Annotated in this window: 30 protein-coding genes; 17 read left to right on the top strand and 13 right to left on the bottom strand. The window is 71.3% G+C overall.

The features are described 5' to 3' along the window. Positions 1–15 precede the first annotated feature (15 nt). Complete coding sequence (locus tag ACH54P_RS41175) at positions 16–498, top strand: RipA family octameric membrane protein (protein ID WP_489908710.1); 483 nt, start codon at positions 16–18, stop codon at positions 496–498. Here the strand turns inward: ACH54P_RS41175 and ACH54P_RS41180 are convergent, their stop codons facing one another. Next, positions 499–1125, bottom strand: a complete 627-nt coding sequence (locus ACH54P_RS41180; protein ID WP_489908711.1) for a glyoxalase — start codon at positions 1123–1125, stop codon at positions 499–501. A gap of 248 nt (positions 1126–1373) precedes the next feature. On the opposite strand from ACH54P_RS41180, the gene ACH54P_RS41185 reads away from it, so the two are divergent. From ACH54P_RS41185 to ACH54P_RS41225, 9 genes are all read left to right on the top strand, one after another. Beyond that, entirely contained in the window at positions 1374–2123 is a 750-nt protein-coding gene (locus tag ACH54P_RS41185) for a GNAT family N-acetyltransferase (protein WP_489908712.1), read from the top strand. Continuing rightward, positions 2123–2347, top strand: coding sequence for a translation initiation factor IF-1 (gene infA / locus ACH54P_RS41190; RefSeq protein WP_489908713.1), 225 nt, complete (start codon positions 2123–2125; stop codon positions 2345–2347). Before ACH54P_RS41185 ends, infA begins: the two co-directional genes overlap by 1 nt. A 193-nt stretch (positions 2348–2540) precedes the next feature. Then, complete coding sequence (locus ACH54P_RS41195; RefSeq protein WP_489908714.1) at positions 2541–3107, top strand: hypothetical protein; 567 nt, start codon at positions 2541–2543, stop codon at positions 3105–3107. A 3-nt stretch (positions 3108–3110) separates the two neighbouring features. After that, positions 3111–4151, top strand: a complete 1041-nt coding sequence (locus tag ACH54P_RS41200; RefSeq protein WP_489908715.1) for a hypothetical protein — start codon at positions 3111–3113, stop codon at positions 4149–4151. 4 nt (positions 4152–4155) lie between these two features. Further along, entirely contained in the window at positions 4156–4914 is a 759-nt protein-coding gene (locus ACH54P_RS41205; protein ID WP_489908716.1) for an MBL fold metallo-hydrolase, read from the top strand. 39 nt (positions 4915–4953) lie between these two features. After that, positions 4954–6966 carry a hypothetical protein gene (locus ACH54P_RS41210; protein ID WP_489908717.1) on the top strand — a complete coding sequence of 671 codons (2013 nt, stop codon included), beginning with the start codon at positions 4954–4956 and terminating at the stop codon, positions 6964–6966. Positions 6967–7078: 112 nt separating this feature from the next. Then, positions 7079–7702, top strand: coding sequence for a dihydrofolate reductase family protein (locus ACH54P_RS41215; protein ID WP_489916934.1), 624 nt, complete (start codon positions 7079–7081; stop codon positions 7700–7702). A gap of 35 nt (positions 7703–7737) precedes the next feature. Continuing rightward, on the top strand, positions 7738–8061 hold the full coding sequence (locus ACH54P_RS41220) for a YciI family protein (protein ID WP_489908718.1): 324 nt from the start codon (positions 7738–7740) through the stop codon (positions 8059–8061). After that, a complete protein-coding gene (locus tag ACH54P_RS41225; RefSeq protein WP_489908719.1) occupies positions 8058–9305 on the top strand; it encodes an RNA polymerase sigma factor in 1248 nt (415 codons plus the stop codon). Before ACH54P_RS41220 ends, ACH54P_RS41225 begins: the two co-directional genes overlap by 4 nt. On the opposite strand, the gene ACH54P_RS41230 is transcribed toward ACH54P_RS41225, so the two are convergent. Beyond that, on the bottom strand, positions 9296–10120 hold the full coding sequence (locus tag ACH54P_RS41230; protein WP_489908720.1) for a hypothetical protein: 825 nt from the start codon (positions 10118–10120) through the stop codon (positions 9296–9298). The genes ACH54P_RS41225 and ACH54P_RS41230 overlap by 10 nt on opposite strands. Before the next feature lie 265 nt (positions 10121–10385). Between ACH54P_RS41230 and ACH54P_RS41235 the strand changes: the two genes are divergently transcribed. Beyond that, positions 10386–11837: an amidase gene (locus tag ACH54P_RS41235; RefSeq protein ID WP_489908721.1), complete on the top strand. Its 1452-nt coding sequence runs from the start codon at positions 10386–10388 to the stop codon at positions 11835–11837. 307 nt (positions 11838–12144) lie between these two features. Here the strand turns inward: ACH54P_RS41235 and ACH54P_RS41240 are convergent, their stop codons facing one another. Further along, positions 12145–13584, bottom strand: a complete 1440-nt coding sequence (locus tag ACH54P_RS41240) for an FAD-dependent monooxygenase (protein WP_489908722.1) — start codon at positions 13582–13584, stop codon at positions 12145–12147. A gap of 113 nt (positions 13585–13697) precedes the next feature. Between ACH54P_RS41240 and ACH54P_RS41245 the strand changes: the two genes are divergently transcribed. Further along, the gene (locus ACH54P_RS41245) at positions 13698–14663 is read left to right on the top strand and encodes an Lrp/AsnC family transcriptional regulator (protein ID WP_489908723.1); all 966 of its coding nucleotides are present in this window, start codon (positions 13698–13700) and stop codon (positions 14661–14663) included. 53 nt (positions 14664–14716) lie between these two features. Here the strand turns inward: ACH54P_RS41245 and ACH54P_RS41250 are convergent, their stop codons facing one another. Further along, positions 14717–15523 carry a hypothetical protein gene (locus tag ACH54P_RS41250; RefSeq protein ID WP_489908724.1) on the bottom strand — a complete coding sequence of 269 codons (807 nt, stop codon included), beginning with the start codon at positions 15521–15523 and terminating at the stop codon, positions 14717–14719. Between the two features lie 265 nt (positions 15524–15788). Between ACH54P_RS41250 and ACH54P_RS41255 the strand changes: the two genes are divergently transcribed. Beyond that, positions 15789–16109 (top strand): helix-turn-helix domain-containing protein, encoded by a 321-nt coding sequence (locus tag ACH54P_RS41255; RefSeq protein WP_489908725.1) that lies wholly within the window; start codon positions 15789–15791, stop codon positions 16107–16109. 98 nt (positions 16110–16207) lie between these two features. Here the strand turns inward: ACH54P_RS41255 and ACH54P_RS41260 are convergent, their stop codons facing one another. From ACH54P_RS41260 to ACH54P_RS41270, 3 genes are all read right to left on the bottom strand, one after another. Continuing rightward, positions 16208–16657: an HIT family protein gene (locus ACH54P_RS41260; protein ID WP_489908726.1), complete on the bottom strand. Its 450-nt coding sequence runs from the start codon at positions 16655–16657 to the stop codon at positions 16208–16210. A 197-nt stretch (positions 16658–16854) separates the two neighbouring features. Beyond that, positions 16855–17223, bottom strand: coding sequence for a VOC family protein (locus ACH54P_RS41265; RefSeq protein WP_489908727.1), 369 nt, complete (start codon positions 17221–17223; stop codon positions 16855–16857). 77 nt (positions 17224–17300) lie between these two features. Further along, on the bottom strand, positions 17301–18446 hold the full coding sequence (locus ACH54P_RS41270; RefSeq protein ID WP_489908728.1) for an epoxide hydrolase family protein: 1146 nt from the start codon (positions 18444–18446) through the stop codon (positions 17301–17303). Between the two features lie 83 nt (positions 18447–18529). On the opposite strand from ACH54P_RS41270, the gene ACH54P_RS41275 reads away from it, so the two are divergent. Continuing rightward, positions 18530–19090, top strand: coding sequence for a CGNR zinc finger domain-containing protein (locus ACH54P_RS41275; protein ID WP_489908729.1), 561 nt, complete (start codon positions 18530–18532; stop codon positions 19088–19090). Position 19091: 1 nt separating this feature from the next. Here the strand turns inward: ACH54P_RS41275 and ACH54P_RS41280 are convergent, their stop codons facing one another. From ACH54P_RS41280 to ACH54P_RS41295, 4 genes are all read right to left on the bottom strand, one after another. Further along, positions 19092–19328, bottom strand: coding sequence for a hypothetical protein (locus ACH54P_RS41280; protein WP_489908730.1), 237 nt, complete (start codon positions 19326–19328; stop codon positions 19092–19094). Between the two features lie 12 nt (positions 19329–19340). After that, positions 19341–20339 carry a hypothetical protein gene (locus ACH54P_RS41285; protein WP_489908731.1) on the bottom strand — a complete coding sequence of 333 codons (999 nt, stop codon included), beginning with the start codon at positions 20337–20339 and terminating at the stop codon, positions 19341–19343. Positions 20340–20395: 56 nt separating this feature from the next. Next, entirely contained in the window at positions 20396–21337 is a 942-nt protein-coding gene (locus tag ACH54P_RS41290; protein ID WP_489908732.1) for an NADP-dependent oxidoreductase, read from the bottom strand. Between the two features lie 147 nt (positions 21338–21484). Continuing rightward, entirely contained in the window at positions 21485–22354 is an 870-nt protein-coding gene (locus ACH54P_RS41295) for a helix-turn-helix domain-containing protein (protein ID WP_489908733.1), read from the bottom strand. 72 nt (positions 22355–22426) lie between these two features. On the opposite strand from ACH54P_RS41295, the gene ACH54P_RS41300 reads away from it, so the two are divergent. Next, positions 22427–22930 (top strand): MarR family winged helix-turn-helix transcriptional regulator, encoded by a 504-nt coding sequence (locus ACH54P_RS41300; protein ID WP_489908734.1) that lies wholly within the window; start codon positions 22427–22429, stop codon positions 22928–22930. A 4-nt stretch (positions 22931–22934) separates the two neighbouring features. Here ACH54P_RS41300 and ACH54P_RS41305 read toward each other — a convergent pair whose 3' ends face one another. Next, positions 22935–23930: a YbhB/YbcL family Raf kinase inhibitor-like protein gene (locus tag ACH54P_RS41305; RefSeq protein WP_489908735.1), complete on the bottom strand. Its 996-nt coding sequence runs from the start codon at positions 23928–23930 to the stop codon at positions 22935–22937. A 107-nt stretch (positions 23931–24037) separates the two neighbouring features. On the opposite strand from ACH54P_RS41305, the gene ACH54P_RS41310 reads away from it, so the two are divergent. Further along, positions 24038–24685 (top strand): GntR family transcriptional regulator, encoded by a 648-nt coding sequence (locus ACH54P_RS41310; protein ID WP_489916936.1) that lies wholly within the window; start codon positions 24038–24040, stop codon positions 24683–24685. Here the strand turns inward: ACH54P_RS41310 and ACH54P_RS41315 are convergent. Then, on the bottom strand, positions 24639–25364 hold the full coding sequence (locus tag ACH54P_RS41315; protein WP_489908736.1) for a phosphatase PAP2 family protein: 726 nt from the start codon (positions 25362–25364) through the stop codon (positions 24639–24641). The genes ACH54P_RS41310 and ACH54P_RS41315 overlap by 47 nt on opposite strands. Before the next feature lie 131 nt (positions 25365–25495). Between ACH54P_RS41315 and ACH54P_RS41320 the strand changes: the two genes are divergently transcribed. Continuing rightward, positions 25496–26848 (top strand): TrpB-like pyridoxal phosphate-dependent enzyme, encoded by a 1353-nt coding sequence (locus ACH54P_RS41320; RefSeq protein WP_489908737.1) that lies wholly within the window; start codon positions 25496–25498, stop codon positions 26846–26848. The last annotated feature ends 3 nt before the right edge of the window (positions 26849–26851 follow it).

The raw sequence follows: 26851 nt of genomic DNA on the forward strand, positions 1-26851 counted from the left end.
CTGCGACTACCGGACATGACGTTGACGGAAAGCGAAGAGAAGTGGCTGCTGGAGGAGTACAAGCTGCTTTCCGCGCACTACTTCCACGAAGACCAGATCTACTTCCGGATGGGCGGCCTGCTCATCACGCTGAACAGCGCGCTGATCGCCTTCTCGGCGGCGTCCAGCGGGGTGTCCGGGCTGCCGCCTGCCGTGCTCGTCCTGTTCTCCTTCTTCGGTCTCGTGGTGACCCTCGGCTGGATAGCCATGCTGTGGCGGATCCGCGCCGTCCGGCAGATCAGCAGCAGCCGGATCGGGGAGATCGAGGCCGCGCTCGAAGCGAGCTGGTCGGCCGCGGTGCCGTCGCCGCGGATCCGGCTGCGGATGCGGGAGAGGATGACAGCGGTCGCGGGGCGCCGGCCGTCGAGGTGGGTGACCGGGGTGCCCGCGACCGTCCTCTTCCTGCTGGTTCCCGTCGTGGCGGCGGCCTACTGGATCTGCCTGCCGTTCTGGCGGTGATCAGGGCAGCGTCGCCGTCGCCGTGGTCTCCCAGGCGAAGCCGTCCGGGTCGGTGAACGGCTCGGCCGCGCCGCCCACCGCGATCCGGTGCGAACCGGTGCCCTCCGGGGCGACGCCGGCGTCCTTGGCGAGGGCGCGGCGCCGGTACAGCGCCAGCTTCACGGGGCTCGATCCGGCGTCGAACTCGACGTACATGCGGCCGAAGCTCTTCGCGACGGTCAGGCCGCGGTCGAGGTAGAACTTCTTGCTCGCGGCCACGTCGGCGACCCCCAGGAGGAGCACGAGGGCGTCGAACTCCCGGGTGACGGGGCCCGTGTTCTTCTTCGCGGAGGTCGCGACCTTCCAGACGGTCCCGTCCGGGGCCCGCACGCTGCCGCCGTAGCCCCACATGGACTTCGTGGCGGGCTTGAGCACCGTGGCCCCCGCTTCGAGAGCGGTGCCGATCAGCGAATCGACGTCGGCCGGCTGGGCCACCGTGAGGGAGAGGGTGAATCCGCGGAAACCGGTGCTGGGCTCCTGCGCGGCCCGGAACCGCAGCTGGGTGCCGATCCCGAAGGCGGCGGAGCAGAAGCGCTCGGCGGCGGCGGGGTCGGTGGCTTCGAGGGTGATCGTGGTGATTGAGGTCATGGCGGCAACGCTAGGTCCGGCCCGGTGACCGGCGCTTCTCGATTCCTGACCGGTCCGGCGCCGGAAATCCGGTGGGGGCGCGCGGGCGCGCCTGCTAACCTGCCCGCAGACCGTGACTTCGCCCGAGGAGGTGAGACCCATGAACGCTGTATCGATGTGGGTGCTCCCCCTCGTCGTCACGGTCGGGCGACTGACGTAGGTGTCGCCGGGAGCGCCTCGAACTGGCAATCCCCGAAAGGCGACAGCTCATGAACCCTCAGCAAACCACCGCGGTGGTGACCCGGGTCGCGGAACGGCACTGGCACGTTCTCGACGACGACCGGGTCGTCGGCCGCGGCGAAGTTTCCCACAGGCCCGACGGCCGGCTCTTCCTCAGCATCGACACGTGGCACGAAGCCGACTTCGGCCGCCTCGCCGATGTCATGCTGGAGGCCCTGCCGAGGCCGCTGTACACGGTCGTCGACGAGGCCGACGTCGACCTGACCACCCAATGGCACCTGGCCGGCTTCACGACGCGGCGTCGTGAATGGGAATGCTTCGCACCCACCCGGCCGGCGCGAGCCCCGCTGCCGCCGGGCGTGACGATCGTGACGGCCGAAGAAGACCCGCTGCGCGAACTGGACCGCGTGATCCGCGCCGAAGTCGAGGCCACGGTCGGCTGGGCGGAGATGCCGGCCGAAGTCCTGGCCCGGCCGGACGCGCCGCTGGATCTGCCGAACTACGTGGTGGCCGCGGATTCGCGCGGCTACGCGGGTTTCCTCCGGCTCGTCCCGGGCCGGCGCGGGCACGGGCGGATCGGGCTGGTGGCGGTCCGCGCCGACCGGCGGCGTCGCGGCATCGGCCGCGCCCTGCTCGCCCACGCACTGGATTCGTTGCACCGCACGGGAATCCCCCGGGCGTCCGCGGAAGTCAACGATGCCAACGAGGCCGCGACGGCGCTGTTCGCGGGCGCCGGCGCCCAACGGGTCAACAGCAACCTCGAGCTGGTGCTGCGCTGATGGCGGACAACGCAGGCGGTATCGAAGTGGAAGGCACCGTGACGGAGTGCCTCCGCAACGCGACGTTCCGGGTGGAGCTGGAGAACGGGCACAAGGTGCTCGCGCACATCAGCGGGAAGATCCGGAAGAACTACATCAAGATCCTGCCGTTCGACCGGGTGCTGGTGGAACTCAGCCCGTACGACCTGAACCGGGGGCGGATCCTGTTCCGGTACCGCAACTAGCGATCGGGGATGGCCTCGCGCAATGCCGTCGCCGGGCCTCGTGCCCGGCGGCGGCGCCACCGGATTCTCGCCGAAGCCGGCGGCGGAGCGAACTGTAACGCTTCGCCGCGGCGGCTCGACTACCTCGCCGCAGGCCGGGCGTCGCTCGTGGAACGCGTCCGCCGGAAACCGATTTTCCCGGAAGGCGGTTCGTGTGTCGAAGAGTCTGGTCAGCCTGGCCGGTGGCCACCTGGTGTTCGGTGAGGCCGTGTCACGGATCGCCGAGTCACTGAGCCCGCTCGGCGCGGCCGGCCGGGTCATCGCGGAGTCCTACGCGCTGGTCACCGAGATGCGCCGGATCAACCTGGAGAAAACCCAGGCTGCGGACGCGAAGGAGATCACGCTGGCGCTGCTGGAGCGGCGCCGCCAGGAGTCCTCCGCGACCCTGCACCAGATGCAGGAAGAGCTCGGCCGGGCCGACCTCAGCGCGCAGGACCTCCGCCGGTGCATGATCAACATGCAGGCGGAAACGGTCAAGCCCGGGCTGCCCCTGGACGAACGCCGCGCCTACATCGAGCTGACCCAGCACTTCACCACGATGCTCGTCCAGCACCATTCCGACCTGACCGGTGGGGTCGCGGTCGTCGTCGACAAGGTGCTCAACGGCTCCGGCGCGGCCGCGCTCGCACCGCGGAAAGCGGTGTCCCACCACGGTTCCGGGCAGCAGGGCGCCCGGCGGAGGGCGCAGGGTCCCGGTAGCGGGCGCGGACGGCGTCGGTGAGCCGTGGCCGGTGACCGCAACGGCTGCGGTGGGTGCGCCGGCCTGGTGTCGGCCGTGTTCTTCGGCCTGCCGCTGACGATGGTGCTGGCCGCGCCGGCGATCGCGGCCCGCATCGCGCTCAGCGGTGCGCCGGAACTGACGCCCTACCTGGCGGAGTGGCGGTGGGCCTCGATCGGTTCGCCGCTGCTGGCTTTGGTGCTGGTCCGGCTCGTCCTGGCCGGGAAGGGCCGGCTGCGCGGCGGGCCGGTGCGTCCGGAAAAGCGGTGGCTGGGGATGTCAGGGCGGGCCGCGATCCTGCTCGCCGTGGTCGACGGCGCCGTCTTCGTGCAGTCGACCCGGGCCGGGCGCACCGACCACGTCATCGCGGACGGGCTGCCGATCTTCGGCATCGCGGCGCTGGCCGGGCTCGCGGTGCTCGTCGCGATCGCGCGGTGGGACCGCCGTCCGGAACCCGTCACCGCCGAGGAGATCCGCGTCGCGACGGCGGAAGCCGGTCGCGCCCTGCGTCGCGTCCGCGCCGAGAACGAGCGGGTGCGCCGGCAGGCCGGGCAGGTGCAAGCGCGAGTGGCGAAACTCCGCGGCCGGAACCGCGCCGATCGGCCGTCGACCCGCGTCGACGTCCAATTTCCCGCGCTGCGCACGTTCCACCGCGAGTCGTACCAGTGTGCCGACACCGCGCACGTGGCCTACCAGTCCGCGCAGGCCTCGCTCGGCACGATGTCGTCCGTGGTGCGCCGGGCGCGGCTCACGCAGCGGAACTGGCTGCCCGGGAAGCGGGCTCACGCCGAAATGCGCGCTGCCGCGGCGCACCTGGCCCGTGCGCACGGCGAACTGCGGACCCAGGTCGACCAGGGGCTGAACCTGGTGCGGACCCTGAACGCCAACACCTCCGACCTCAAGCACGAGATCCGCGACAGCTGCGGCGAACCCGGGCGGCAGTGGTTCGAGGACCTGGAAGAACGGATCGCCCGGGCCCGCACCGAGCGTCGCGCGAACCCGGGAGGTGTCGGTGCTCGCGTCCGATCGGGTCACCTGGCAGAGTGAGCCGATGCTGAAGCAGGTGGCCGACGGTGTCTGGGTGCGGCAGAGCGAGTGGGTCTGGAGCAACGCCGTCGTGGTGGGCGGGGACGACGGGTTGATCGTGGTCGACCCCGGCATCGACGGCGCCGATCTGGCCCAGCTCGCCGATGACGTGGACCGGCTGGGTGTTCCGGTGGTCGCCGGGTTCTCCACGCACCCGCACTGGGACCACCTGCTCTGGCACTCCCGCTTCGGGGACGTGCCGCGCTACGCCACCCGCGCCTGCGCCGAAGTCGCCGCCGAAGCCCGGGAGCGCGCGCAGAAGATGGCGGAGGAGAGCGCGTCGGGCATCCCGCTCGATCTGGTCGCGCTCCTCACCCCGCTGCCCGCGGACGGGGGACCGGTGCCGGGCGAGGTCATCGAGCACCAGGCGCACGCCGCCGGCCACGCGGCGATCCTCCTCGCCGACCGGGGCGTCCTGCTCGCCGGCGACATGCTCTCCGACGTCCTGATCCCGATGCTCGACCCTCGCCGCCCCGGTCAGGTGAGCGCCTACGCGGCGGCCCTCGACCGGCTGGGTGAGGCCGTCCGGCACGTCGATGTCCTGGTCCCCGGCCACGGCGCCGTGGCCCGGGGGCGCGAGGTGGCGGCCCGCCTCGCCGCCGACCGGGCCTACCTCGACGTCCTGCGGCGAGGTGAGGAACCATCCGACGCGCGTCTCGAGCAGGACTGGCTCTCCGGCCCCCACCAGTCGAACCTGAAGCTGGCCCGGGACTCGTCCGGATGAGCTCCGCGATCGGCACCCGCGGGGAGTAGATTCCGCTGGGTGCGGCGTCCATCGGCGATCACGTTCGTGGTGCTGCCCGTCGTGCTGGCGCTCGTCGGCAACGTCGCCACGAACACGGTCGAACTCGCCGACGCGTGGGCGGTCGCGAGCTGGGTCGCCGTCGGGCTGCTGGTCGTCGTGTCGGTGGTGATCGAAACCGGCCACCGGCGGCCGGTTGAGGTGCGCGTTGCGCGGGTCCGCGACCTGAACGACCCGATCGGGATGGGTGTCCACCGCGCGGCGCTGTCCGAAGGCTCGCGAGTCCCGCCGTTCGTCCCGCGCGACCGCACGCCCGAACTGGAGAGCGCCCTGCTCGAGGGTGGTTTCGTGCTCGTCGTCGGCGATTCGACGGCGGGCAAGACCAGGCTCGCGTACGAAGCCTTGCGCGCGACCCTGCCGCGCCACGTCTGCGTCCGCCCGCTGACGCCGGAGGCGTTGCCGGCCGCGCTTTCCGTCGCCCGCCGCAAGAGGCGCGGTGTGGTGTGGCTCGACGACCTCGAGCGCTACCTCGGCTCACCGCCCGTGGTCTGGGACGGCGTCACGGTGCTCGCCACGATCCGCACCCACGAGCGGGACGACCTCAGCCCGCGCCACGACGGGCAGCGCGTGGCGTCGGACAGGCAGAGCGCGCGGGCGGGGCGGGAAATCCTGAACGCGGTGACCAGGGAGATCCGGCTGGACCGGAGGTGGTCCGACGGCGAACTCGCGCGTGCCGAAGCGGTCGAGGACGAGCGGATCGGGCAGGCGCTGGGGGACACCCGGTCGCACGGGGTCGCCGAGGTGATGGCCGCCGGGCCGGAGCTGCTGCTGGCGTGGCAGGACGCGCGGGACGCCCGGGGCGCCGCGATCGTGTCGGCCGCGGTCGACGCGCGGCTCGGCGGCTACCACCGCCCGTTGCCCGAGGACCTGCTGCGCGCGCTGCACTCTGTCTACCTGCCCGAATCGGCCCGGCCCGGGACCTGGAGCGCGGCGCTGGACTGGGCCACCCGGCCGGTCTACGCGACCAGCAGCATGCTCGAGCCCGTCGCCGGCGGCTACCTGGCGTTCGACTACCTGGTCGACGCGGCCGCCGCCACGGGCTCCCGGATCCCGGCGGCGACGTGGAAGCTCCTGATCGACCACGTCGAACTCGCGGACCTCGTCGAAGTGGGCTGGCGGGCGTCGTTCGACGGGCAGTTCGCTCTCGTCGAGCGGGCGGTGCGGCGGCTGCTCGACGCGGGCGAGTACCTGCCGGCGACGAGTGTCGCGAACGGCCTCGGCGACGCGGGGCGGTCGGATCGCGCGGTGGAGCTGCTGGAGGAGATCCTCGACCGCGCGGAGCAGGCCCCCGGCCTCGAACCCGGCGACCGGTTGGACATCCTCGACGCACTGGTGTGGGAGAGCGGCGAAAAGTTCGGAGGCCTCGGTGATCCGGCGGCGGCGCTGCCGTTGGCGCGCCAGGTGGTCGCCCAGCGCACAGCTCTGTCCGGCCCGGGGGACCGGGGGACCCAGTCCGCCCGCATCGGGCTCGCCCGGCAGCTCGGGGCGACCGGTGAGGTCGGCGAGGCGCTGGCGATCGCCGGGGACGTCACCGCGCAGGCCGGGCGGGCGTGCGGCCCGGCCGACCGGCTCACCCTGGCCGCCCGCTTCGAGTACTGCGTGTGGTTCCGCGCGGCGCACGGCGACGCGGCGGGTGCCGAGCGGTTCACCGAGCTGCTCACGGACGTCGAAGCCCTCGAGGACGGCGACCCGACGTTCCGCGTCATCTGCCAGTGGAACCTCGGCGGCGCTCTGGTCGACGCCGGAGATCCGGCGGCCGCGCTGCCCGTGCTCACCGAAGCCGTCGACGGGGCCCGCACGTTGTGGGGCGACAACCACCAGCAGACCTTGCTGATCCGGCACCGGTACGTGCACGCGCTGGCCGGCGTCGGGGACCCGGCCGCGCCCGCGCGGCGGCGGGAGCTGGCGGAGGCGTGCGCGCGCGTCCTCGGACCGGACCACCCGGTGACCCGCACGGCGGTGCAGGACTCGTAGGGCTCAGGTTGTCGAAAAGAATTCCGGAGGCGTTGTCGGATCGGGGCGGAGGTGTTCGTAGCAGGGGTGAGGCCGCCCACGAGGGGTGGCTCCGGGGAAGGGAACCGTGATCGTGAAGCTGACGACGATGACTCAGGTCACCCTCGACGGAGTGGTGCAGGGCAACGGCCACGCGTCGGAGGAAGACCGCAGGAACGGGTTCGAGCGCGGCGGCTGGGCCCGGGGGAAGGGTGACGACGAGACCCGCGCGCTCATCAACCGGACCTACCGGCGTGCCGAGGCGTTCCTGTTCGGACGCCGGACCTACGAGCTGTTCGCCGGCTCCTGGGGGGCCGGGACGGCCCAGGACGTCCCGGGCTGGGAGCCCGTCTGGCAGGCGCTGGACGCGCGGCCCAAGTACGTCGCGTCGACCACCCTCAGCGCTCCGAAGTGGCCGGACACCACCGTGCTCTCCGGCGACCTCGCGGCCGCCGTCGCGGACCTGAAGGCCCAGCCGGGCGGTGAGCTGCAGGTGCACGGCAGCGGCACGCTGGTCCGGTGGCTGCTCGAGAACGACCTGGTCGACGAGATGACGCTGCTGACCATCCCGGTGGTTCTCGGCCAGGGCACGCGGTTGTTCCCCGAAACCGGCGCGGATCTCGCGCTCGACCTGGTCGAGTCGCGAGTGGACTCGAAGGGCGTCACGGTCCAGGTCTACCGGCCCGCCGGGCGCCCGCAGTACGCGCCGGCGGCTTGACGTCCATTCCCGACCCACACGAGGAGGATCTTCGGATGCAGTACCTGGTTTCCGTGATCGACGACAAGAGCAATCCCGGCAGCACCGACCGGCAGCCGGCCATCAGCGCGTTCAACGACCGGCTGGTCGCCGACGGCTACTGGGTTTTCGCGGGCGGGCTCGCGGACACCGAGGCGGCCACGGTCATCGACAACCGGGGTGAGCAGGCGGTGTTCAGCGACGGGCCGTTCGTGGAGTCGAAGGAGTACCTCGCCGGCGTCTGGGTGTGGGAGTGCCCCGATCTGGACGTGGCGCTCAAGCTCGCCACCGAGGCGTCGAAGGTCTGCGACCGGAAGATCGAGGTGCGACCGTTCCGGTGAGCGACGTCGACGTCCGCGAGGCGGTCACCCGGGCCCACCACGAGGAGTGGGCCCGGGTCGTCGCCGCCCTGACCAGGCGCTTCGGTGACCTCGACATCGCCGAGGAGGCGACGGCCGAGGCGTTCGCCATCGCCGTCGAGCGGTGGCCTGCCGACGGCGTGCCCCCGAACCCCGGCGCCTGGCTGACCACCACCGCCCAGCGCAAGGCCATCGACCGGATCCGGCGCGAGAGCAAGCGCGACGACAAGCACAAGGAGGCTCGGATGGTGCACGACGACGACCCGCCCGAGCCGTCCGGCGCGATCGACGACGACCGGCTCCGGCTGATCTTCACCTGCTGCCACCCGGCGCTGGCGATGCCGGCCCGCGTGGCGCTGACGCTGCGCATGGTCGGCGGCCTGACCGTGCCCGAGATCGCCCGCGCGTTGCTGGTGGCCGAAAGTGCCGTGGGGCAGCGGATCACCCGCGCGAAGGCCAAGATCAAGGCGGCGCGCATCCCCTACCGCCTGCCGTCCGCCGAGGACCTCCCGGCGCGCGTCACCGGCGTGCTCACCGTGCTGTACCTCGTGTTCAACGAGGGCTACCTCGCCACCGGCCCCGGCACCGATCCCGTGCGGCACGACCTGACGACCGAGGCGATCCGGCTCACCCGCCTGATCCGCGCCCTCCTGCCGGACGACGGCGAAGTGGCCGGGCTGCTGGCGCTGATGCTGCTCACCGAAGCCCGCCGCACGGCCCGGGTCTCGGCCGGCGGCGAACTGGTCACCCTCGACGAGCAGGACCGCGGAGCCTGGGACGAGGCCCTGATCGCCGAGGGCCACCGGCTGGTGCGTGAGCGGCTCGCTGCCGGCGTCGCTCCGGGCCGCTACCAGATCCTCGCCGCGATCAACGCCGTGCACACCTCCGCCCACGACGTCCGCGACACGGACTGGTCGCAGATCGTCGCCCTCTACGACCAGCTCGTCCGCGTCGACCCGTCGCCGATCGTCGCGCTCAACCGGGCCATCGCGGTCGCCGAACTCGACGGCCCGGAGGTGGCACTGGCGGCCATCGGCCGGCTGGACGGCCCGTTGGCGGAGTACCACGCCTACCACGCGGCCCGAGCCGACCTGCTGCGCCGCGTTCGCCGCAGCCAGGAGGCACGCGCGGCCTACGACAAGGCCATCGAACTGGCGGGCAACACCGCCGAGACGGCGGCCCTGACCCGCCGTCGCGACCAGTTGGGACAGGCACCTCACTCGTGAGTTGCCGGACCTCCGGGCGTGGGCAGCAGAAGTCCCGGCGGCGGGGTCTGCCACTGGTCGAACACGGGTGGCGTGGTGTAGTCGTCGGTGCTGACCTTGGACAGGTCGACTTCGCCGCCGGTGAACTCGGCGCCGTGGAAGGTCACCTCACCGCCGTCGAAGGCGGCGCCGCCGAACCAGACTTCGCCGCCGCTGACCCGCATCCCGTCGAACGACGTCCAGCCGCCGACGAACCGGGCCAGGCTGAACAAGAGCCGGCCGCCGGTCACCTGGATGTCCGCGAAATCCGCGGAGCGGAGCATGACGCGGAGGAAGTTGAATTCGTGGCCCTGCCAGCTGACCGGCGCGCCGGGACGAAGGTGGTCGCTGATCACGCTCGTGATCGAGAGGCGTATTTCGGATTCTTCGTCGTGGTACCACGGTGAATCCAGCGAGGGTTCGTAAGGAATGCGCAGGTACGCGCACAGCACGTCGATGCACACCTGGCGCTGCTCGAGCCACTCGTCGGCCAGGCTCGCCATGGCGTAGACCCCGGCGAGCCGGACGGTCGGCTTCTCGTGGCCGATCTGGGAACACGCGCTCGCGAAGCGCTCGTTCAGGACTTTGACGTGCTCGCGCGCTTCGGCCGCCTCGCCGATCCGCTGCTTGCGGTAGGCGACCACCAGCGCCACCACCCCGCCGACGCCCGCCACCACCGACAACGCGATCTTGATGACGTTCAGCCTGGTGTCCGGGCTCGGCGTGGCGGGCAGCCCCAACGCCAGCCACAACAACACGGTGGCGACCGCGAAGACGCCGAGACCGATCAAGACCACCGCGACGATGTGTCTTCGGATCGACCAAAGCCCGGCGGTCCGTGAATTTGTCGAGGCCACGGCGAGATCCTAGGACACGGGCCGTTCGACGGCTGAGACATCCGTCCCGTTGCGCGATCCGGCATTTCATGGCCTGCGCGGGGGAGCCGGCCCGCTGACCTGCGGTGGGCGCCTTCGTCGGCGCGACTTCGTCGGCAAAGAGCCCTCAACCGTTGCGCCGGCCGGGATTTCGTGTCCTCTGTGGTGGGTCGTTAGCTTCGGATTCATGGAATGGAGCTTTCAGCCGGCCGAAGAACTCGTCGCCGCGTTGCGCGCCGGTGCGGTGACATCGGGGGAACTGACCGAAGAGGCGATCGCCCGGATCGAGCGCGCCGACGAGGTGATCAACGCGATCTGCGTGCCGGACTTCGAGCGGGCGCGGGCCGCGGCACACCGTGCCGACCAGGCACGCGCGCGGGGCGAGGACCGGCCGCTGCTCGGCGTTCCGGTGACGGTCAAGGAGTGCTACAACGTCGCCGGGCTGCCCACGACCTGGGGCATGCCGCCGCACCGGAACTACCTGCCCGCCGAGGACGCGGTCCAGGTGTCGCGGCTCAAGGCCGCGGGCGCGGTGGTGCTCGGCAAGACGAACGTGCCGTTGGGGCTGCAGGACATCCAGAGCTTCAACGAGATCTACGGCACCACCACCAACCCGTGGGATCCCGCTCGCACGCCGGGCGGGTCCTCCGGCGGGTCGGCGGCGGCCCTGGCGTCCGGGTTCGGTGCGCTGTCCATCGGTTCCGACATCGCCGGCTCGCTGCGCACCCCCGCGCACTTCTGCGGCGTCTACGCGCACAAGCCGACGCTCGGGCTGGCGGCCAGCCGCGGCATGGTCCCGCCGTCCGAGCCCGCCTTGCCGGTCGACCTCGACCTCGCCGTCGTCGGTCCGATGGCGCGCACCGCCCGTGACCTCACGCTCCTGCTCGACGTCATGGCCGGACCGGACCCGCTGACGCGCGGCGTGGCGCACCGGTTGGCGCTGCCGCCCGCCCGCCACGAGCGGCTCGGCGATTTCCGGGTCCTGGTTTTGGAGGAGCACCCGCTCCTCCCGACCGGGGCCGCCGTGCGGGCGGGCGTGAACCGGGTGGCCGCCGCGCTCGCCGACGGCGGCGCCCGCGTCGAACGGCACAGCCCGCTGCTGCCCGAGCTGACCGAAGCCGCGATGCTCTCCATGCAGTTGCTGATTTCGGGCTCAGTGGCGCGTTTTCCCGTCGACTCGGACGAGGAGCTGCGAACCCGCGTCGCCGGACTGAGCGCCGACGACCGGAGCCTGGACGCCGAGCGGCTGCGCGCGATGGTGTTCAGCCACCGCGACTGGATGGAGGCGAACAACCGCCGCGAGGTCCACCGCCACGGCTGGCGCCGGCTGTTCGCCGAGTTCGACGCGGTGGTGTGCCCGATCACGCCGACACCCGCGTTCCCGCACGACCACCACCCCAACCCCATGGAACGGAGCATCGCCATCGACGGCGTCGAGTACCCGTACTTCGACCAGCTGGTCTGGGCGGGCCTGGCCACCATGCCCGGCCTGCCCGCCACGGCGATACCGGCGGGCCGGTCCCCCGAGGGCCTGCCGGTCGGAGTGCAGCTGATCGGCCCGATGTTCGAGGACCGCACCCCGCTGAGGCTGGCGGAACTGCTGGAGCCGATAACCGGCGGCTTCCAGGTGCCGAAGTAGGGGTATTGGCCGGTTGGCGGGGACGTTGACGCAGTCTTCGGTGGCGATCATCGTTTCGCGTCCCGGTACGGAATCAGCGGTCTGCCGAAGCAGGTGCGCGATCACGCGGGCTGATCGGCCTGTTCGACGACGACCTCGGCAAGCTCGTCGCCCACCGGATGATCGACCAGGACCTGGGCTCGCGGCCCCGGCCGACCCAGTGCAATGGAAACCTCTCATGGACGTGCGCTCATCGGCACCTGCGGCTGCGCGGTCAGCGGCATGTGCGGGTGTCCGGCAACTCCGGGAGCGGTCGGGGTGCTGTTGATCAGCGTGGCTCGCCGAACCAGTGGGCGAGTGCCGGTTCGGGGTCGTCCGGGTTGCCTGCCCAGCACACGTAGCCGTCCGGCCGGATGAGCATCGGTGGGGTGTCGGCGCCCTGGCCCGCGCGGTCGACCCGGTCCTGCCAGAGGGCGGCGACCTTGGTGAACTTGCCGGCTGGGTCGATCAGGACGCCGCGCCCGCGCCGCAGCAGCTCGTGCGACCGGACCGGGCCGAGGTCCAGGTCCGGCGCGGGAAGGCCGACCAGCGGCCGGTCCTCGGCGCCCGGCATCGGGTAGCGGATGCCCATCCCGGACAACACGTCGTCGAGGTGGTACTGCACGTCGTGCAGGTGAGCCAGGGCCGCGAACAGTTCCTTGGCCGCCGCCAGGTCCGGGTGGCCGGTGCCTTCCTGGTCCATCAGCAGGCTCTGTGCCTGGACGTTGCGCAGTACGGCGGCCGCGACCGGGTGGCGTTCGGTGTGGTAGGTGTCGAGCAGGTGTTCCGGGGCCCAGCCGTGCACCGCGGCACCCAGTTTCCACCCGAGGTTGAGTGCGTCCTGGATCCCGGTGTTCATGCCCTGTGCGCCGATCGGGAGATGGACGTGGGCGGCGTCGCCGGCCAGGAACACCCGTCCGTGCCGGTACTGTGCGGCCTGTCGTGCCGCGTTGCTGATGCGGCGGGCGTAGCGCAGTTCGAGCAGCTCCACGCGGGAGCCGAAGACCGTGCGCAGACCCTCGCGGATCTCGTCCTCGGTCACCGGGACCTCCCGGGGCAGTGACCGGCCCGGCCCGCCCAGCGCGAGCCGGCGCAGCGGCCTGCCCCGCGGATCGGTGCCGAGCGGGAACACCGACACCCAGTGCCCGTCTTCGCTGCGAGCGTGCGTCATCGGCCGGTCGTCGCCGCTCAATCGCACGTCGGCGGCGACAGTGGTCATCGTGCCCGGCCGGCCGGGGAAATCGGCCCCCAGCAACGATCGCACCGTGCTGTGGCCACCGTCGGCCGCGACCAGATAGCGGGAGCGGAGGACATCACCGTTCGCGAAGGTCGCGGTGACCCCGTCCTCGTCCTGGGTGACGCCGGTCAGTTCGTGGTTCCGCCGCGCATGGATGTCGTGTGCGGCAAGGTGTTGTTCGAGAAATCCCTCGATCACGACCTGCGGGATGGACCGCCACGGGTGGCGGTGCCTGTCCCGGGTCAGCGGGAGCGTGATTCCGGCGAAGTGCGCGGTGCCGATCGGGTGGTTTCCTGTGGCCAGCAACGGTTCCAGCAAGCCGCGCTGGTCGAATGCCTCCTGTGTGCGGGACTGCACGCCGCCTGCCTTGGACAACGCACTGCGCTGTGACAGCTTGTCGACCAGTACGGCCGACACTCCCGCCAGCCGCAGTTCGTTGGCCAGTGTCAGGCCGGTCGGGCCGGCGCCGACGACGAGCACATCGGTGTCCATGGATTCTCCCCTGGTTGTCGATCAGGATGAGAACAACGATCCGCAGGCCGGCACCGTCACGCCAGAAACAAGCCCACCTGCGTCGGTATCCGACTCGCATTACGCTCGGAACGGTGGAATCCGACTACGACGAGCTGGACCGTCGGCTCGTGCACGCCTTGCAGATCAACGGCCGGGCCCCCTTCAGCACGATCGCCGAGGTTCTCGGCGTGTCGGATCGCACCGTCGCCCGCCGGTACGCCCGGTTGCGGTCGGCGGGGGCGGTGCGGGTGCTCGGCGGAGTCGACCCGGCCGCGCTGGGCGCGGTGCTGTGGTTCCTGCGGGTGCGCTGTGCGCCCGCCGCGTCGGTCCCGGTCGCCGAGGCACTGGCCCGCCGCCCCGACACGTCCTGGGTGAGCATCACCTCCGGGGGCACCGAGATCACCTGCACGGTCCGCACCGAGAGCGAGGCCGACAGCGAGGCGCTGCTGCTGGCCAAGCTCCCGCGCACCCCCCGCGTGGAGGGAGTGACCGCGCACTCCGTGCTGCACGCGTTCTACGGCGGCCCGGACAGCCTGGTCGCCAAGCTCGGGTCGCTGGACGAGGCGGCGATCGAGCGGCTGCGTCCGCTCCCGGTGCCGCACCGGCCGGGACCGGTGCGGCTCGACGACGGGGACCGCAAGCTCCTCGCCGCGCTGGCCACCGACGGCCGGGCCGAGCTCGAGCAGCTGGCCGCGGCGACCGGCTGGTCACCGACGACGGTCCGGCGCCGGATGACCGAGCTTCGCGAACGCGGGGTGCTGTACCTGGACATCGACGTCGACCCGAGCCTGTTCGGTGTCGGCCCCCGAACAATGCTCTGGCTCTCGGTTGCCCCCGCGCACCTGGAAGAGACCGGTATGGCGCTGGCCGGACATCCGGAGATCGCGTTCGCCGCCGCCACGACCGGGCCGACGAACCTCTACGCGAGCGTGGCGTGCGCGAACCAGGGGGAGTTGTACCGGTACTTGACGACCCGGGTCGCCGCGTTGCCGGCGATCACCCACATCGAGACCGCGCCGGTGATCAAGACCGTCAAGCAGGCCGCAAACCGGATGTAGCGACATCCGGCGTGGGCGTGCGCCGTGATGGTGTCAACCGCGGATGCACGGTGTCACGTGGTCGGCCCGGGGAGGGGGATTTCGGCGTTGAGCACGATCGTGCCGGTGGTGTCGGTGGCGAGCAGGGTCAGGTGTCCGGAATGCGCGGGGGGTGCCGGAGACCACTGCATTCGCTGCCGGTCCAGCTGGCCTCCCGATTCGGCCGAGCCGCCGGTCCGGCGATACGCGGTGCCCTGCTCGTCGCGTAGTTCCCAGGTGAGGTCGGCCAGTGGCGAGCCGGCAACCGCCCGGCCCGGTCGCTCGGTGGCCTGCCCGCGGCGTTGGCGTTTCATCCACTCCAGGTGCTCACGCGAGGCCTGCGCTCGCTTGTCGCGGTCCTCCGGCCCGGGGTTGGTGTAGAGGTCGACCAAGAACCGGTCGCTCCACAGCTCCGCCGAGATCAGCGTCACCGGCCGCCCGCCGAGGTGTCCGAGTTGCCGCGGCCCCACGAGCACCCCTCGCAACGCAGGCGGATCGAGCGGCTCGGCCGGCTCGCGGGCCACGACCGGCGCCGAACCCGCCCGCACAGCCACGGGAGCGAAGGTACCCGCGGCCGTCGAGGACGACGCCGAGGACGACACAGACCGGACTTCCGGCCTGATCCCGGCCTCCTCGAGGGCGTCGAGCGCGGCGCTTTCCTGCTCGTCGGTGAGCACGCCGGTATCACCGAGCGCCTCGACCTGTGCCGCGAGCCGGCTTCCCAGCATGCGCAACGGATCCACGGAAACCACGCCGACGGACCGTTCGCGCCGAGCACGGCTCACCCCGGCCACGGCCGGTCGGAAGACCCGTGCCAACCACTGTTCCCCGGACAGCACCACGACTCCATTTTACCGTTGCCCACAAGCCGATAACCTCATCGGCACGAGGGAGTTCGGTGTTCCTGTTCCGGGGGCGGCCGACCCGCGGTACTGGCGCTCCGCCGGCGGACTTCCCTGCGGCTATTCCTCGACGCTTCGGCGATGTGCGACGGCAGTGGTCCGCCGTGCCGTCGGAAGACCCCCTGTCGTACCGACCGGATGGTATGTTGACCCGGTGATCGAAACGGCCCGGCGGACTTGGTGATTGCTCGAGCCTCACCACGGAATGATCCACTTTGCCCCGGAAGCCGCTGCCGATCGGGCCCTGCGCGGCACCCTGGGGGACGCGATCATCTCTCCCGAGATGCGCCGAGCCGCCGCTCTCCTGCGTGCGGCCGCCGAGACGCTCACCGGCGACGCCGACCTGACGTTCACCTCCGACGGCGCGGCCCGCCGAGCGGAAATCGAGAAAGCGACCGACGAGAACAGCGTGACTCCCTACGCGCACATCGGCGAGTCCGCCTGTACCGAACTGCAGAACCTGGTGCGTCCGTTCAGCCGGGCGCTCGCCGAGAAACTCATGCCCTGGGCACTCGCGAGGCAGTAGCGGCATACCGGCGCAGTGATCCTGTCGCGGACAGGGGAACGCCCGCTCCTCGGCAAGGGCGTGCACTGCTCGTTCGCAGCATGGGCGGAAGCCACCCGTCAGTCCGTCGACGCGATGGCGTCTCTGATCGCTTGCGCGTCGCTGTCGAGGAGCGCTCTCTCGCGTTCCGGGAATTCGGCCTTGAGGGTCCAGCCGTCTCCTGCGTAGCGGGGGATGACGTGAAGGTGGAAGTGGAACACCGTTTGGAAGGCGACTTCGCCATCGCACAGGAGGACGTTGATTCCCTCGCAGCCCAAGCGTGAGCGGCGCAAGGCCCGTGCCATGTCGTGACCGACCGTCCAGACGTGCGAGCTCGTGGCTCGATCGAGGTCTTCGAGGCCCACGGCGTGCTTGCGTGGCACGACGAGAAGGTGGCCGGGCGTGACGGGGTTCAGGTCCATGAAGACGACAACGGTCTCGTCCTCGTGCACCACGCTGGCCTCGGCCTGCCGCGTCGCGATGGCGCAGAAGATGCACCCCTGCGCCGCCGATGTCGCTTTCTGTGCCATGGCTTCGATGATTCCGATAGGCCCGGCTACGGGCAATCCGGTGGCCGGTCATTCCGGACGGGCTGCCGCCGCGAGCAGGCAGCCCAGCTCGCCGGAAAACGTTCTGTTGCCGGCCGTCATCGGATTCGCTTCCGCGACGCCCCCGTGTTCTTCCCGGCTCTCGAGTCCTCCAAAGCGATCCCGTTCGCCCAGGCCGGTCAGCTGCGGTCGTGGAGCGTGATCTGGTAGCCGTCGGGGTCGGCGAACGTGAACGTTCGGCCGAAGGGGCCGTCGATCGGGGCCGAGACGATCGGGTGGCCGTCGGCGGCGAGGGCGTCGTGGATGGACTGGACGTCCGTGGCGTGCAGCCAGATCGCGGCACCGATGCCCGGCTGGGCGACGGACGCGAGATCGGTGCCGGGAATGACCTCGCGGAGGGCGAACGCGATCGGCTTCGTCTCGAAGACGACGGCGTGCGGAGGGCCGGCCGGCGAGCGGACGAGGCCGAGGTACTGCTCGTAGAACGCCTGCGACGCGTCGAGGTCGCGCGCCTGGAGCGAGATGAAGTCGGGACCGGTGGCGGGCATGAGGTGCTCCTTCTCTTCGTGTCAGGTTCCTGACATCCCCCACTGTATGTCAGGAACCTGACATGAGTCAACCGGGGTCACCGAGCGGCGGCCAGCACTGCCGCGAGGCCTTCTTGCAAGTCCTTGACGAAATACCCGGGCACCTCCAGCGACGGGAAATGTCCTCCGGTTTCGGGCGACGTCCACCGGACGATCCGCCGGAACCGCTCCTGGGCCCACGCGCGCGGGCACTTCTCGATGTCGCGGGGATACACGCTGATCGCCGACGGGACGTCGACCCGGAGTTCCGGGTCGAGCGAATCGTGGCTTTCGTAGTAGATGCGAGCCGCTGACGCGCCGCTCCGCGTCAGCCAATACAGGGTGACGTCGTCCAGGATGCGGTCTCGGGAAATCGTCTCGAACGGGCTGTCTTCGGTATCCGTCCACTCGGCGAACTTGTCGAGGATCCAGGCGAGCAACCCGACGGGTGAGTCGACGAGCGAGTAGCCGATGGTCTGCGGCCGGGTCGCCTGCTGCTTCGCGTACGCCGCGCGGTTGAGCCAGAAATCGCGGGTTTCCTCGGTCCACGCGCGCTCGGTCGCCGTCAGCCCGTCCGTGGTCAACCCGGGCGGTGCCTGCGGGGTCGTCGTGTGGATGCCGAGAACGTGCGCCGGGAACCGGCCGCCGAGGATCGTGGTGATCACGCCTCCCCAGTCGCCGCCGTGGGCGGCGAACTCGGGGTAGCCGAGCCTTCCCATCAGTTCCACCCAGGCGGCCGCGATCTTTTCGGTGCCCCACCCGGTGGTGGCCGGCTTGTCGCTGTAACCGAAGCCCGGCAACGACGGGGCCACGACGTGGAACGCCGGTGCGTCGGCGTCGTGAGGATTCGCCAGCTCGTCGATCACGTCGGCGAACTCGGCGACGCTGCCCGGCCAGCCGTGCGTCAGGAGCAGGGGAGTGGCGTCCGCGCGCGCGGATCGGCGGTGCAGGAAGTGGATTCCCAGCCCGTCGATGGTCGTGCGGAACTGGCCGATCCGGTTGAGGCGCTCTTCGAACCACCGCCAGTCGTACCCGGTGCGCCAGTACTCCACGACGTCGACGAGGTCGGCGAGGGGAACGCCCTGTTCCCACCGGCGGTGCACCGTCTCGGCTTCCGGCAGCCGTGCCACGGCCAGCCGCGCGCGCAGCTCGTCGAGGTCGGCGTCCGGTGCGTGGGCTTCGAATGCTTGCACGTCGCTGGGCATGGGACCTCCTGGTCGTCGGCGGAACCGGCTAAGACGGTTCTAACACGGCCGGGCGACGGGTCGCAACCTGCTAAGGTGGTTCCATGCACGCTCGGTTCCCCGACTTCCGGCTGGGTAACGTGCTGGCGACCAGCTTCACGGGGACCTTGTCGGAGCGTCGTGGCACGCCCGTGGAGCGCATTCCCACGCCGGGCCGGCTCGTCGACTGGCTGGCGGTGAACGGCCTCGCCGTGGAGTCCTGCACCCCCGCCCAGCTCGAACTCGCCCGGGAACTGAGGGAATCGATCCACGCCGCCGCGACCGCGGCCGCGATCCACGAGCCGCTCCCGGCGTCCGCGGTCCGGGTCATCAATGACCGCAGCGCTCAGGGCCGGGCCGCGGCCGTCCTGACGCCCGAGGGCGAGCGGCGGTGGCGGCTCAGCTCGGCGTCCTGCGTGGAAGACGCCCTAGGCGTGATCGCCGCCGACGCGATCAGCATCATCGCCGGCGAACGAGACGGAAGACTGGCCTTGTGCGCGTCGCCGACCTGCCAAGCCGCTTTCTTCGACACCAGTCAAAGCCGCACCCGCAGGTGGTGCGACATGAACACGTGCGGGAACCGGCAGAAGAAAGCGCGCTTCAACGCCAAAAACCAGCCGGCGTGACTCACAGGGGTTCGTAGGCGTCGCCGTCTTCGGTGAGCAACACGTAGCCGGGCAGGCAGGTGCTCAGCGACGCCGGCAGTTCCTCGACGGCGACCTGGTCGATCGCCGTCCGACGCCAGCCGCACCGGTTCGACGGGATCGAGGCGGGCGACGTCGAAGTCGAACACGTCCGCCGGCGGGGCGCGGGCGTTGTCCCGGAGGCGATCGACCATGGCGGAACGATGGACCACTGCGCCACCGGGAAAGCGGGCTACGCGGGACAGGTGTGGCGGAAGGTCGTCACGGTATCGCCGATCGTGGTCGCGACGATGCCGTCGTCGGTGATCACAGGGCTGCCGAAATCACCGTAGTCCGCACTGGTGACGAGGGTGTCCGTGAGGACTCCGCCTTCCCAGACCCCGAGCGCGTAGCCGCGGTCGGCGGTCCGGTAGGTGCCGGCCGTGCGGGTGCCGGAATCGACGACGGGTTCGGTCGCCCATTTGTCGAGCAGGCGGACGATCGTGCCGGTCAGGTCCCATTCGGCCGTCACGAACTGTTCGTTCTCGTAGCTTTCCCCCGCGATGCGGCCGTTCCGGAACGCGCTCACGTACTCGGTGCCCAGCGCGAGCTTCGTCATCGTCCCGTCCGGGTACCGCACGAAGTAGTCGGTTTGCGAGGTCGACGCGCTGATCAGGATGCGGCCCTGCTCGTCGATCTCGACCGGGCTGACGTAGCCGTAGGTGGTGGGATCGGGGTTGATCGTCAGCACCGTGCCCGGCGCGGCGGCCGGCCAGATCGTCAGGTCGAAGCTGTCCCCGATGCCCAGTGCGGTCCCGACGACGTCACCGGCGTCGTTGACGGCGAGGGCCCGGGCCGACCGGCGGCCCGGCGGGAGCGGCAGCGCGGTGAACCGGCCGTCCCGGTAGACGACCGCGTCGTCTTCGAAGCCGCCGAGATCGTAGGTCACGCCGACCGCCGTGCCCGCCGAGTTGATGTCGTTCAGGTCGGTGGGCTTGCCGAACGCCCGGCCGAGGTCTTCGGCCACCCCGTCGTGCCAGCGGATCGCGGTGGAGGAACCGCTGCCCGCGAACCAGCCGCCGTTCGCGGCGGCGGAGACGTACCCCCGGGTCTGCCCGGCGGGCAGGGGGAGCGTGGCCGGTGTCCACGTGCAGCCGCCGCCGTCGCGCGCCGCCGCGGGGCCCGAGGTGACCGTCAACATCGGGACCAACGCCAAGGTGGCGGCCAGCAAAGCCGTTTGGGTGCGTTTCATGGTTCCTCCACGCCCCGCGAGGTCATTCGGTTGGTTGCCGGACCGACGCCGGTGTGTCAGGTGGCCGGGACGACGACGACCTTGCCGTGCACCGCGCCCTCGGCGGCGCGCGCGTGCAGCGCCGGCAGCTCGGGCAGCGGGACCCGCTCGGCGACGTCGACGCGCAGTTCGCCGCGGTCGACCAGCTCCACCAGCTTCGCCAGCTGTCCGGCGTCGCTGCGGACGTACAGGTCGATGCCGCGAACGCCGCGTTCTTCGTCGGCGGGAGCGGGCATCCACACCGTCGTGTTCACGACGACCCCGCCCGGACGGACGATTGTGGCGAGCGCTGCCAGTTCGGCCGGGTCGACCGGCGCGAGGTTGAGCACGAGGTCGACCTGCTCGGTCACCGCCGCGGCCACCCCGGTGGTGGTGTGGTCGATGATTTCGTCGGCGCCGGCCGACTTGACCGCGTCGCCGCTGCGCGGGCTCGCCGTGGCGATGACGTAGGCCCCGGCCCCCTTGGCCAGCTGCACGGCGTAGCCGCCGACCGCGCCGCCGGCGCCGTTGACCAGCACGCGCTGCGCGGACTCCAGCTTGCCGTGGTCGAACAGCGCCTGCCACGCGGTCAGCCCCACCAGCGGCAGCGCGGCCGCGTCGGCCAGTGGGACGTCCTTGGGCGCGGGCGTGAGGGCCTCGGCCGGCGCGAGGACGTACTCCGCGGCGGCGCCGTTGCCGTCCATCGGCAGGAAGCCGATGACCTCGTCGCCGACCTGGAGGCCGGTGACGCCCTCGCCCAGCGCGTCGACCGTGCCGGCGACGTCGATGCCGGGAGTGTGGGGCAGCTCGACCGGGATGGGGCCGCGCATGAAGCCGCCGCGGATGTTGCCGTCGACGGAGTTGAACGACGTCGCGGCGACGCGGATCCGGACCTGCCCGGCTCCGGGAACCGGCTGCTCCACGTCCTCGTAGCGCAGGACGTCGGGGGCGCCGTACTCGTGGAAACGCACTGCCTTCATCGCTGGTCTCCCTTGGCTCTCTTGCTTCGAATTTGAAGCAACTATGGTCACGCTACTACTGCTTCGAATTTGAAGCAAGTGAAGCCGGTCACCACCGGAGGGCGCCCTTGATCCACACGGGTCTCAGGATCGTGGCAACGGGCTCGGTCAGCCTGGGCCGGCTTGGCCCACCCTGACCACGGCCGGGCCGTCCGCGGTGCGGACGACCTCCTCGAGCCGGGCCGCGTCGGCCGAGTCCGGTGCCGCGGTGAGGACCACCGCCATCAGGCCGTCGCCGGGCACTTCGAGCAGGGCGCCGTCGAGCGTGACGTCGGCACCGTCCGGAAGCTGGAACGCGGCCCGGTTCTCGTAGGTGGAGACGGTTTTCGGTGTGCGCCACAGGGTGTCGAACGGACGGCTGGCGGTCCGCAGCTCGTCGACGAGCTCGGCGAGCGACGCATCGGCCGGGTAGCGCAGGTGCGCGTCACGCAGCCGGGCGGCGAGCACCGCCCGGAAACCGGCCTGGTGCTCGTCGGTGCGGCCGATCTCCTCGCGCGCGTTGCAGAACGTGCGCCACGCGACGTTCCAATCCCGGGCCGGCCCGGCCGGCGCCCCGCCTCCGAGCGCCATCCACGCACGGTTGACGGCGACGACGTTCCACGCCGCGTCGGTCAGGAACGCGGGGGTGCCGTCGAAGCGCTCCAGGAGCCGCATCGCCGCCGCCCCGGCCTCGCGCGGCACCTGCCCGTCGACCGCGGAATACCCGGCGAGGGCGCAGAGCCGCTCGTAGTCCGCCCGGCCGATCCGCAGAGCGCGGGCGATGGCGGTCACCACGCCGGCCGAAGGGTGCCGTCGTCCCTGTTCCAGCCGCCGGATGTAGTCCGCGGACACCCCGGCGAGCTCGGCCAGTTCCTCCCGGCGCAGGCCGCGGACCCGCCGTCCGTTGTCTCGGAGTCCGCCCGCCGGCAGCCCGGCCGCCGCGGGCTCGGTGTGTTCGCGCAACCAGCGGACCGCGGTGCCCAGCTCGGACAAGGACATGGCGCCAGTGTGCCCGAACGGGGTGGCTGCTTCGGCGGAACCCCTTCGAATTCAAAGCAGTAAGCTGCGGGCATGTCTGACGCACCACCGTCGCTCGACCCCGTGCAGCTCGGCGCCTACTTCGTCCTCATCGAGGTGACGAGCCTGCTCCGGCACGCGGTCGAGCAGCAGCTGCGCGAGGCCGGTGACCTCAGCTACGTGCAGTTCCAGCTGCTGGCCCGGCTCGGGGACTCGCCGACGGGCAGTCACCGCATGACCGACCTGGCCGACGGCGTCGTCTACAGCCGCAGTGGTCTGACCTACCAGGCCGGACTGCTGGAGAAGGCGGGCCTGGTCGTGCGCGCTCCCTCGCCGGACGACGAGCGGAGCGTCACGGTCACCATCACCGACGCCGGGCGCGCGCTGCTGGCCGAGGTGCTGCCGGGGCACATCGGCGTGGTCAGCGGCCTGCTGTTCGAGCCGCTTTCGCGAGACGACGTCAAGACCCTGGCCGGTTTGCTGGCCCCGGTGCGCGACCACATGCGCTCGACCCCACCTCGCTCGGCGGCGCCCCGCCGCGCTGCGAAGGGCCGATGACCCTTCAGGCGTTCCGCCGCACCGTGCGCTCCAGGATGCCGAGGGTCGCCTTGAGCGCGGACTCCGAAACCACCGGGAATCCGACCCGCTTGCGCCACTCCTCGTCGACCTCCGACCAGTCGTAGTACGAAGTGACGAGGGTGCCCTCCGGCGCGGGCTCCAGCCGGTAGCCGTAGGTGTGGCGGGCGTGCGGAGCGACTCGGCCCTCGACCGTCCAGGCGATTTCCTGGCCCGGTATGAGCTTCGTGATGACGACCTCGACGTCGTACCGCCCCAGCGGAACGTCGCCGAGGGCCTCGCGGTCCATGTGGACCACGAACCGGTCGCCGGGCCGGGTGACGGGTGCTCCTTCGGCGTCCATGAGCATGCCGGACGCGTCGATGTCCACGTGGCCCTTCGGATCGGTCAGGACGGCGAAGACGGCGCCGGCGGGGGCCGGGATGAGCCGGGAGACCTCGATCCGTTCGGGGCCCGGCGTTTCCGCCGTGGCCACCAGGACGGCGCGACCGAGGGCGTGCGACGTCATGGTGAACCCGAGGACGGCGGGGGTGGCGTCGGCCGGGACGCCGATGGACTCGACGTCGAGCGCGTGCACCACGACGAAGTAGCGGTGCGGGCCGTGCCCGGCCGGTGGGGCGGCGCCGAGGTAACGCGCGAGGCGGGCGTCGTTGGGGAGCTGGAACGCGCCCTCCGGCAGGCCCGAACCGGTGTCGTCGCCCGCGCCCTCGGGCAACTCGGTGCAGGTGGCGGGAATGTCGGCGACCGCCCAGTGCCAGAACCCGGAGCCGGTGGGGGCGTCCGGGTCGTAGACGGTGACGGCGTAGCTCTTGGTGCCCGCGGGGGCGCCACTCCAGGACAGCTGCGGAGAGAGGTCCTTCCCGCCGGGGACGCCGGCGGAGAGCTGCTCGGGCGGCCAGGCGGCACCGTCGGTGACGGTGGTGCTGGACACGGTGAAGCTCGCCGCCTCGGGGAGGCGGGCGAACGGGTCGGCAACGCTCATGGCGTCGTTCCTTTCTTGCTACTGAGGGTTCGAATCGACCATAACACAGATAATCGATTATCCGGGGCTTCGTCTATAGTCACGGCATGACGCGAACGGGCAAGCCGATGCTCTCCGAGCAGGTCTACGGGCACCTGCGGAACGCGATCATGCACGGCGCCCACGCGCCCGGCGATGCGCTGAAACCCCAGGACCTCGCCAAGGAGCAGGGGGTGAGCCTGGTCGTCGTGCGGGAGGCGCTCGTGCGCCTGGTCGGCGAGGGCCTCGCCGACCGGCTGCCGAACCGCGGCTTCGCCGTCCCGGCCTTCTCCGATCGCCGCTGGCAGGAGATCGCGGAGGCTCGGCGGACCGTCGAACCGGTCCTCCTGCGGATGTCGATCGAGCGCGGCGACCTGGACTGGGAGGCTCGCGTGCGGGCCGCCCACCACCGCCTCGCCCGCACCCCGGCGTTCGTCCCCGGGGAGGGCGAGCACTACAGCGACGCCTGGTCCGAGGCGCACCGCATCTTCCACCGCACCCTGCTCGAGGGCTGTGGCAACGCGATGCTCCTGGACACCTTCGACCGCCTGTGGACGGCGAGCGAACTCGCTCGCCGCTGGTCGGCCCACCGCAGCCCCGGTCGGGACCACCTCGGCGAACACCGCCGGCTGGAGGAGACCGCACTGGCACGCGACGCCGACGCGGCGGCCGCGGCGCTGGCCCGGCACCTCACTCTGACGGCGGCCGGCCTGGCCGAACCCAGCGCCGACGCCTGACGCGGCGCAGGCGCATGGCGAGGCGCCCCCACAGCGACGCGGCGACGATCGAAACGGCCAGCAACACGACGCTGCCCACGACGTCGAGAACGTAGTGGTTCCCCGTGGTGAGCACGTCCGCCGTCATCAGGAGCGGGAACAACCACGGCAGCAGCGCCCGACGGGGATGCTTGCCCCGGAGCGCGGACCACGCCGCGTACGCGCACCACAACGACCAGCCCACGTGGAGGCTGGGCATCGCCGTGTGGTGGCTGGGATTCGTCCAGCCGGCTTGGCTCAGGATGTCGTACCGGGCCACGATGTCGACGGCGCCCGGCAGCGCGAACCGCGGGGGCGACATCGGCACCGCCCAGTAGACCGGCAGGACGAGGGCCATCATCGCGACCATCGTCCGGCGCACCCGGCGGTAGACGCCGGCGTGCCGGACGAACACCCACACCAGGGTGCCGGCGACCACGACGTAGTACAGCCGGTACAGGTACACCGCCAGGTGGGCGAGGACCGGATTCGCGGCCAGCCAACGGTTCGCGCTCAGCTCGATGTCGAGGTGCACCGCGTGTTCGGCGGACCGGAGAGCCAGCGCGTGGGCGTTGGCCGCCGCGAAGTCCTTGCCCACGGCGGCGTCGAGACGCGCGAAGAGCACGAACCAGAGCAGCAGGAGGACCAGTTCGACGAGCACTCCGACACCCCGGAAGGGCACGCGCCGGGTAGCGGGCGGCCGATTCACGCGGTCACCCTAACCGGCCGGGTTGCGCCGCTGGCTCCGCGGGCGGCCGCGTCCTAAGTTGAGGTGCCGACCAAGGAGGCGCGATGGCTGAGAAGACCAAGTACATCCTGGACGAAGATGATCTGCCCACCCAGTGGTACAACGTCATCCCCGATCTGCCCGAGCCACCGCCCCCGCCGCTGCACCCCGGCACCCGCGAGCCGGTCGGCCCGGACGACCTGGCCCCGCTGTTCCCGCAGGCGCTCATCGCCCAGGAAGTGACGACTGATCGCTATGTCGACATCCCGGAGGAGGTCCGGGAGGTCTACCGGCTCTGGCGGCCGTCACCGCTGTTCCGCGCGCGCCGGCTGGAGAAGGCGCTGGGCACCCCCGCGCGGATCTACTACAAGTACGAGGGCGTCAGCCCGGTCGGTTCCCACAAGCCGAACACCGCCGTGCCGCAGGCGTTCTACAACGCGCAGGAGGGCGTCACCCGCCTGACCACCGAGACCGGCGCCGGCCAGTGGGGGAGCGCGCTCGCCTTCGCCTGCGCCCAGTACGGGCTCGAGTGCGAGGTCTGGCAGGTGCGGGCGTCCTACGACCAGAAGCCCTACCGCAAGCTGATGATGGAGACGTTCGGCGCGACCGTCCACCCGAGCCCGTCCGAGCTGACCGAGTCCGGCCGCGCGATCCTCAAGCAGCACCCGGATTCGACGGGCAGCCTCGGCATCGCGATCAGCGAGGCGGTCGAGCAGGCGGCGCAGGACCCGGACACGCGGTACGCGCTGGGCAGCGTGCTCAACCACGTCCTGCTGCACCAGACGATCATCGGCGAAGAGGCCCTGAAGCAGTTCGAACTGGCCGGCGACACCCCCGACGTCCTGGTCGGCTGCACCGGCGGCGGCTCGAACTTCGGCGGCCTCGCCTTCCCGTTCCTGCGGGAGAAGCTGGCCGGGCGGATGGACCCGGTGATCCGCGCGGTCGAGCCGGCCGCGTGCCCGTCGCTGACGCGCGGGAAGTACGCCTACGACTTCGGCGACACCGCCGGGCTCACGCCGCTGCTGAAGATGCACACGCTCGGCCACGAGTTCATCCCGGACCCGATCCACGCGGGCGGCCTGCGCTACCACGGCATGTCGCCGCTGATCTCGCACATCTACGAGCTGGGCCTGATCGAGGCGATGGCCGTCGGGCAGCAGGAGTGCTTCGCCGCGGGCGTGCGGTTCGCGCGGTCCGAAGGCATCATCCCGGCGCCGGAGCCGACGCACGCGCTCGCGGCCTGCATCCAGGAAGCGTTGCGGTGCAAGGAAACCGGGGAGGAGAAGGTGATCCTGACGGCGCTGTGCGGGCACGCCCACCTCGACCTGCCGGCGTACGGCGCCTACCTCGCCGGGGACATGGTGGACAACGAGCTGTCCGCGGCCACCCTGGAGCAGTCGCTGGCCACCCTGCCGTAGCGC

The organism is Amycolatopsis sp. N2S4-7 (genome assembly GCF_058119595.1).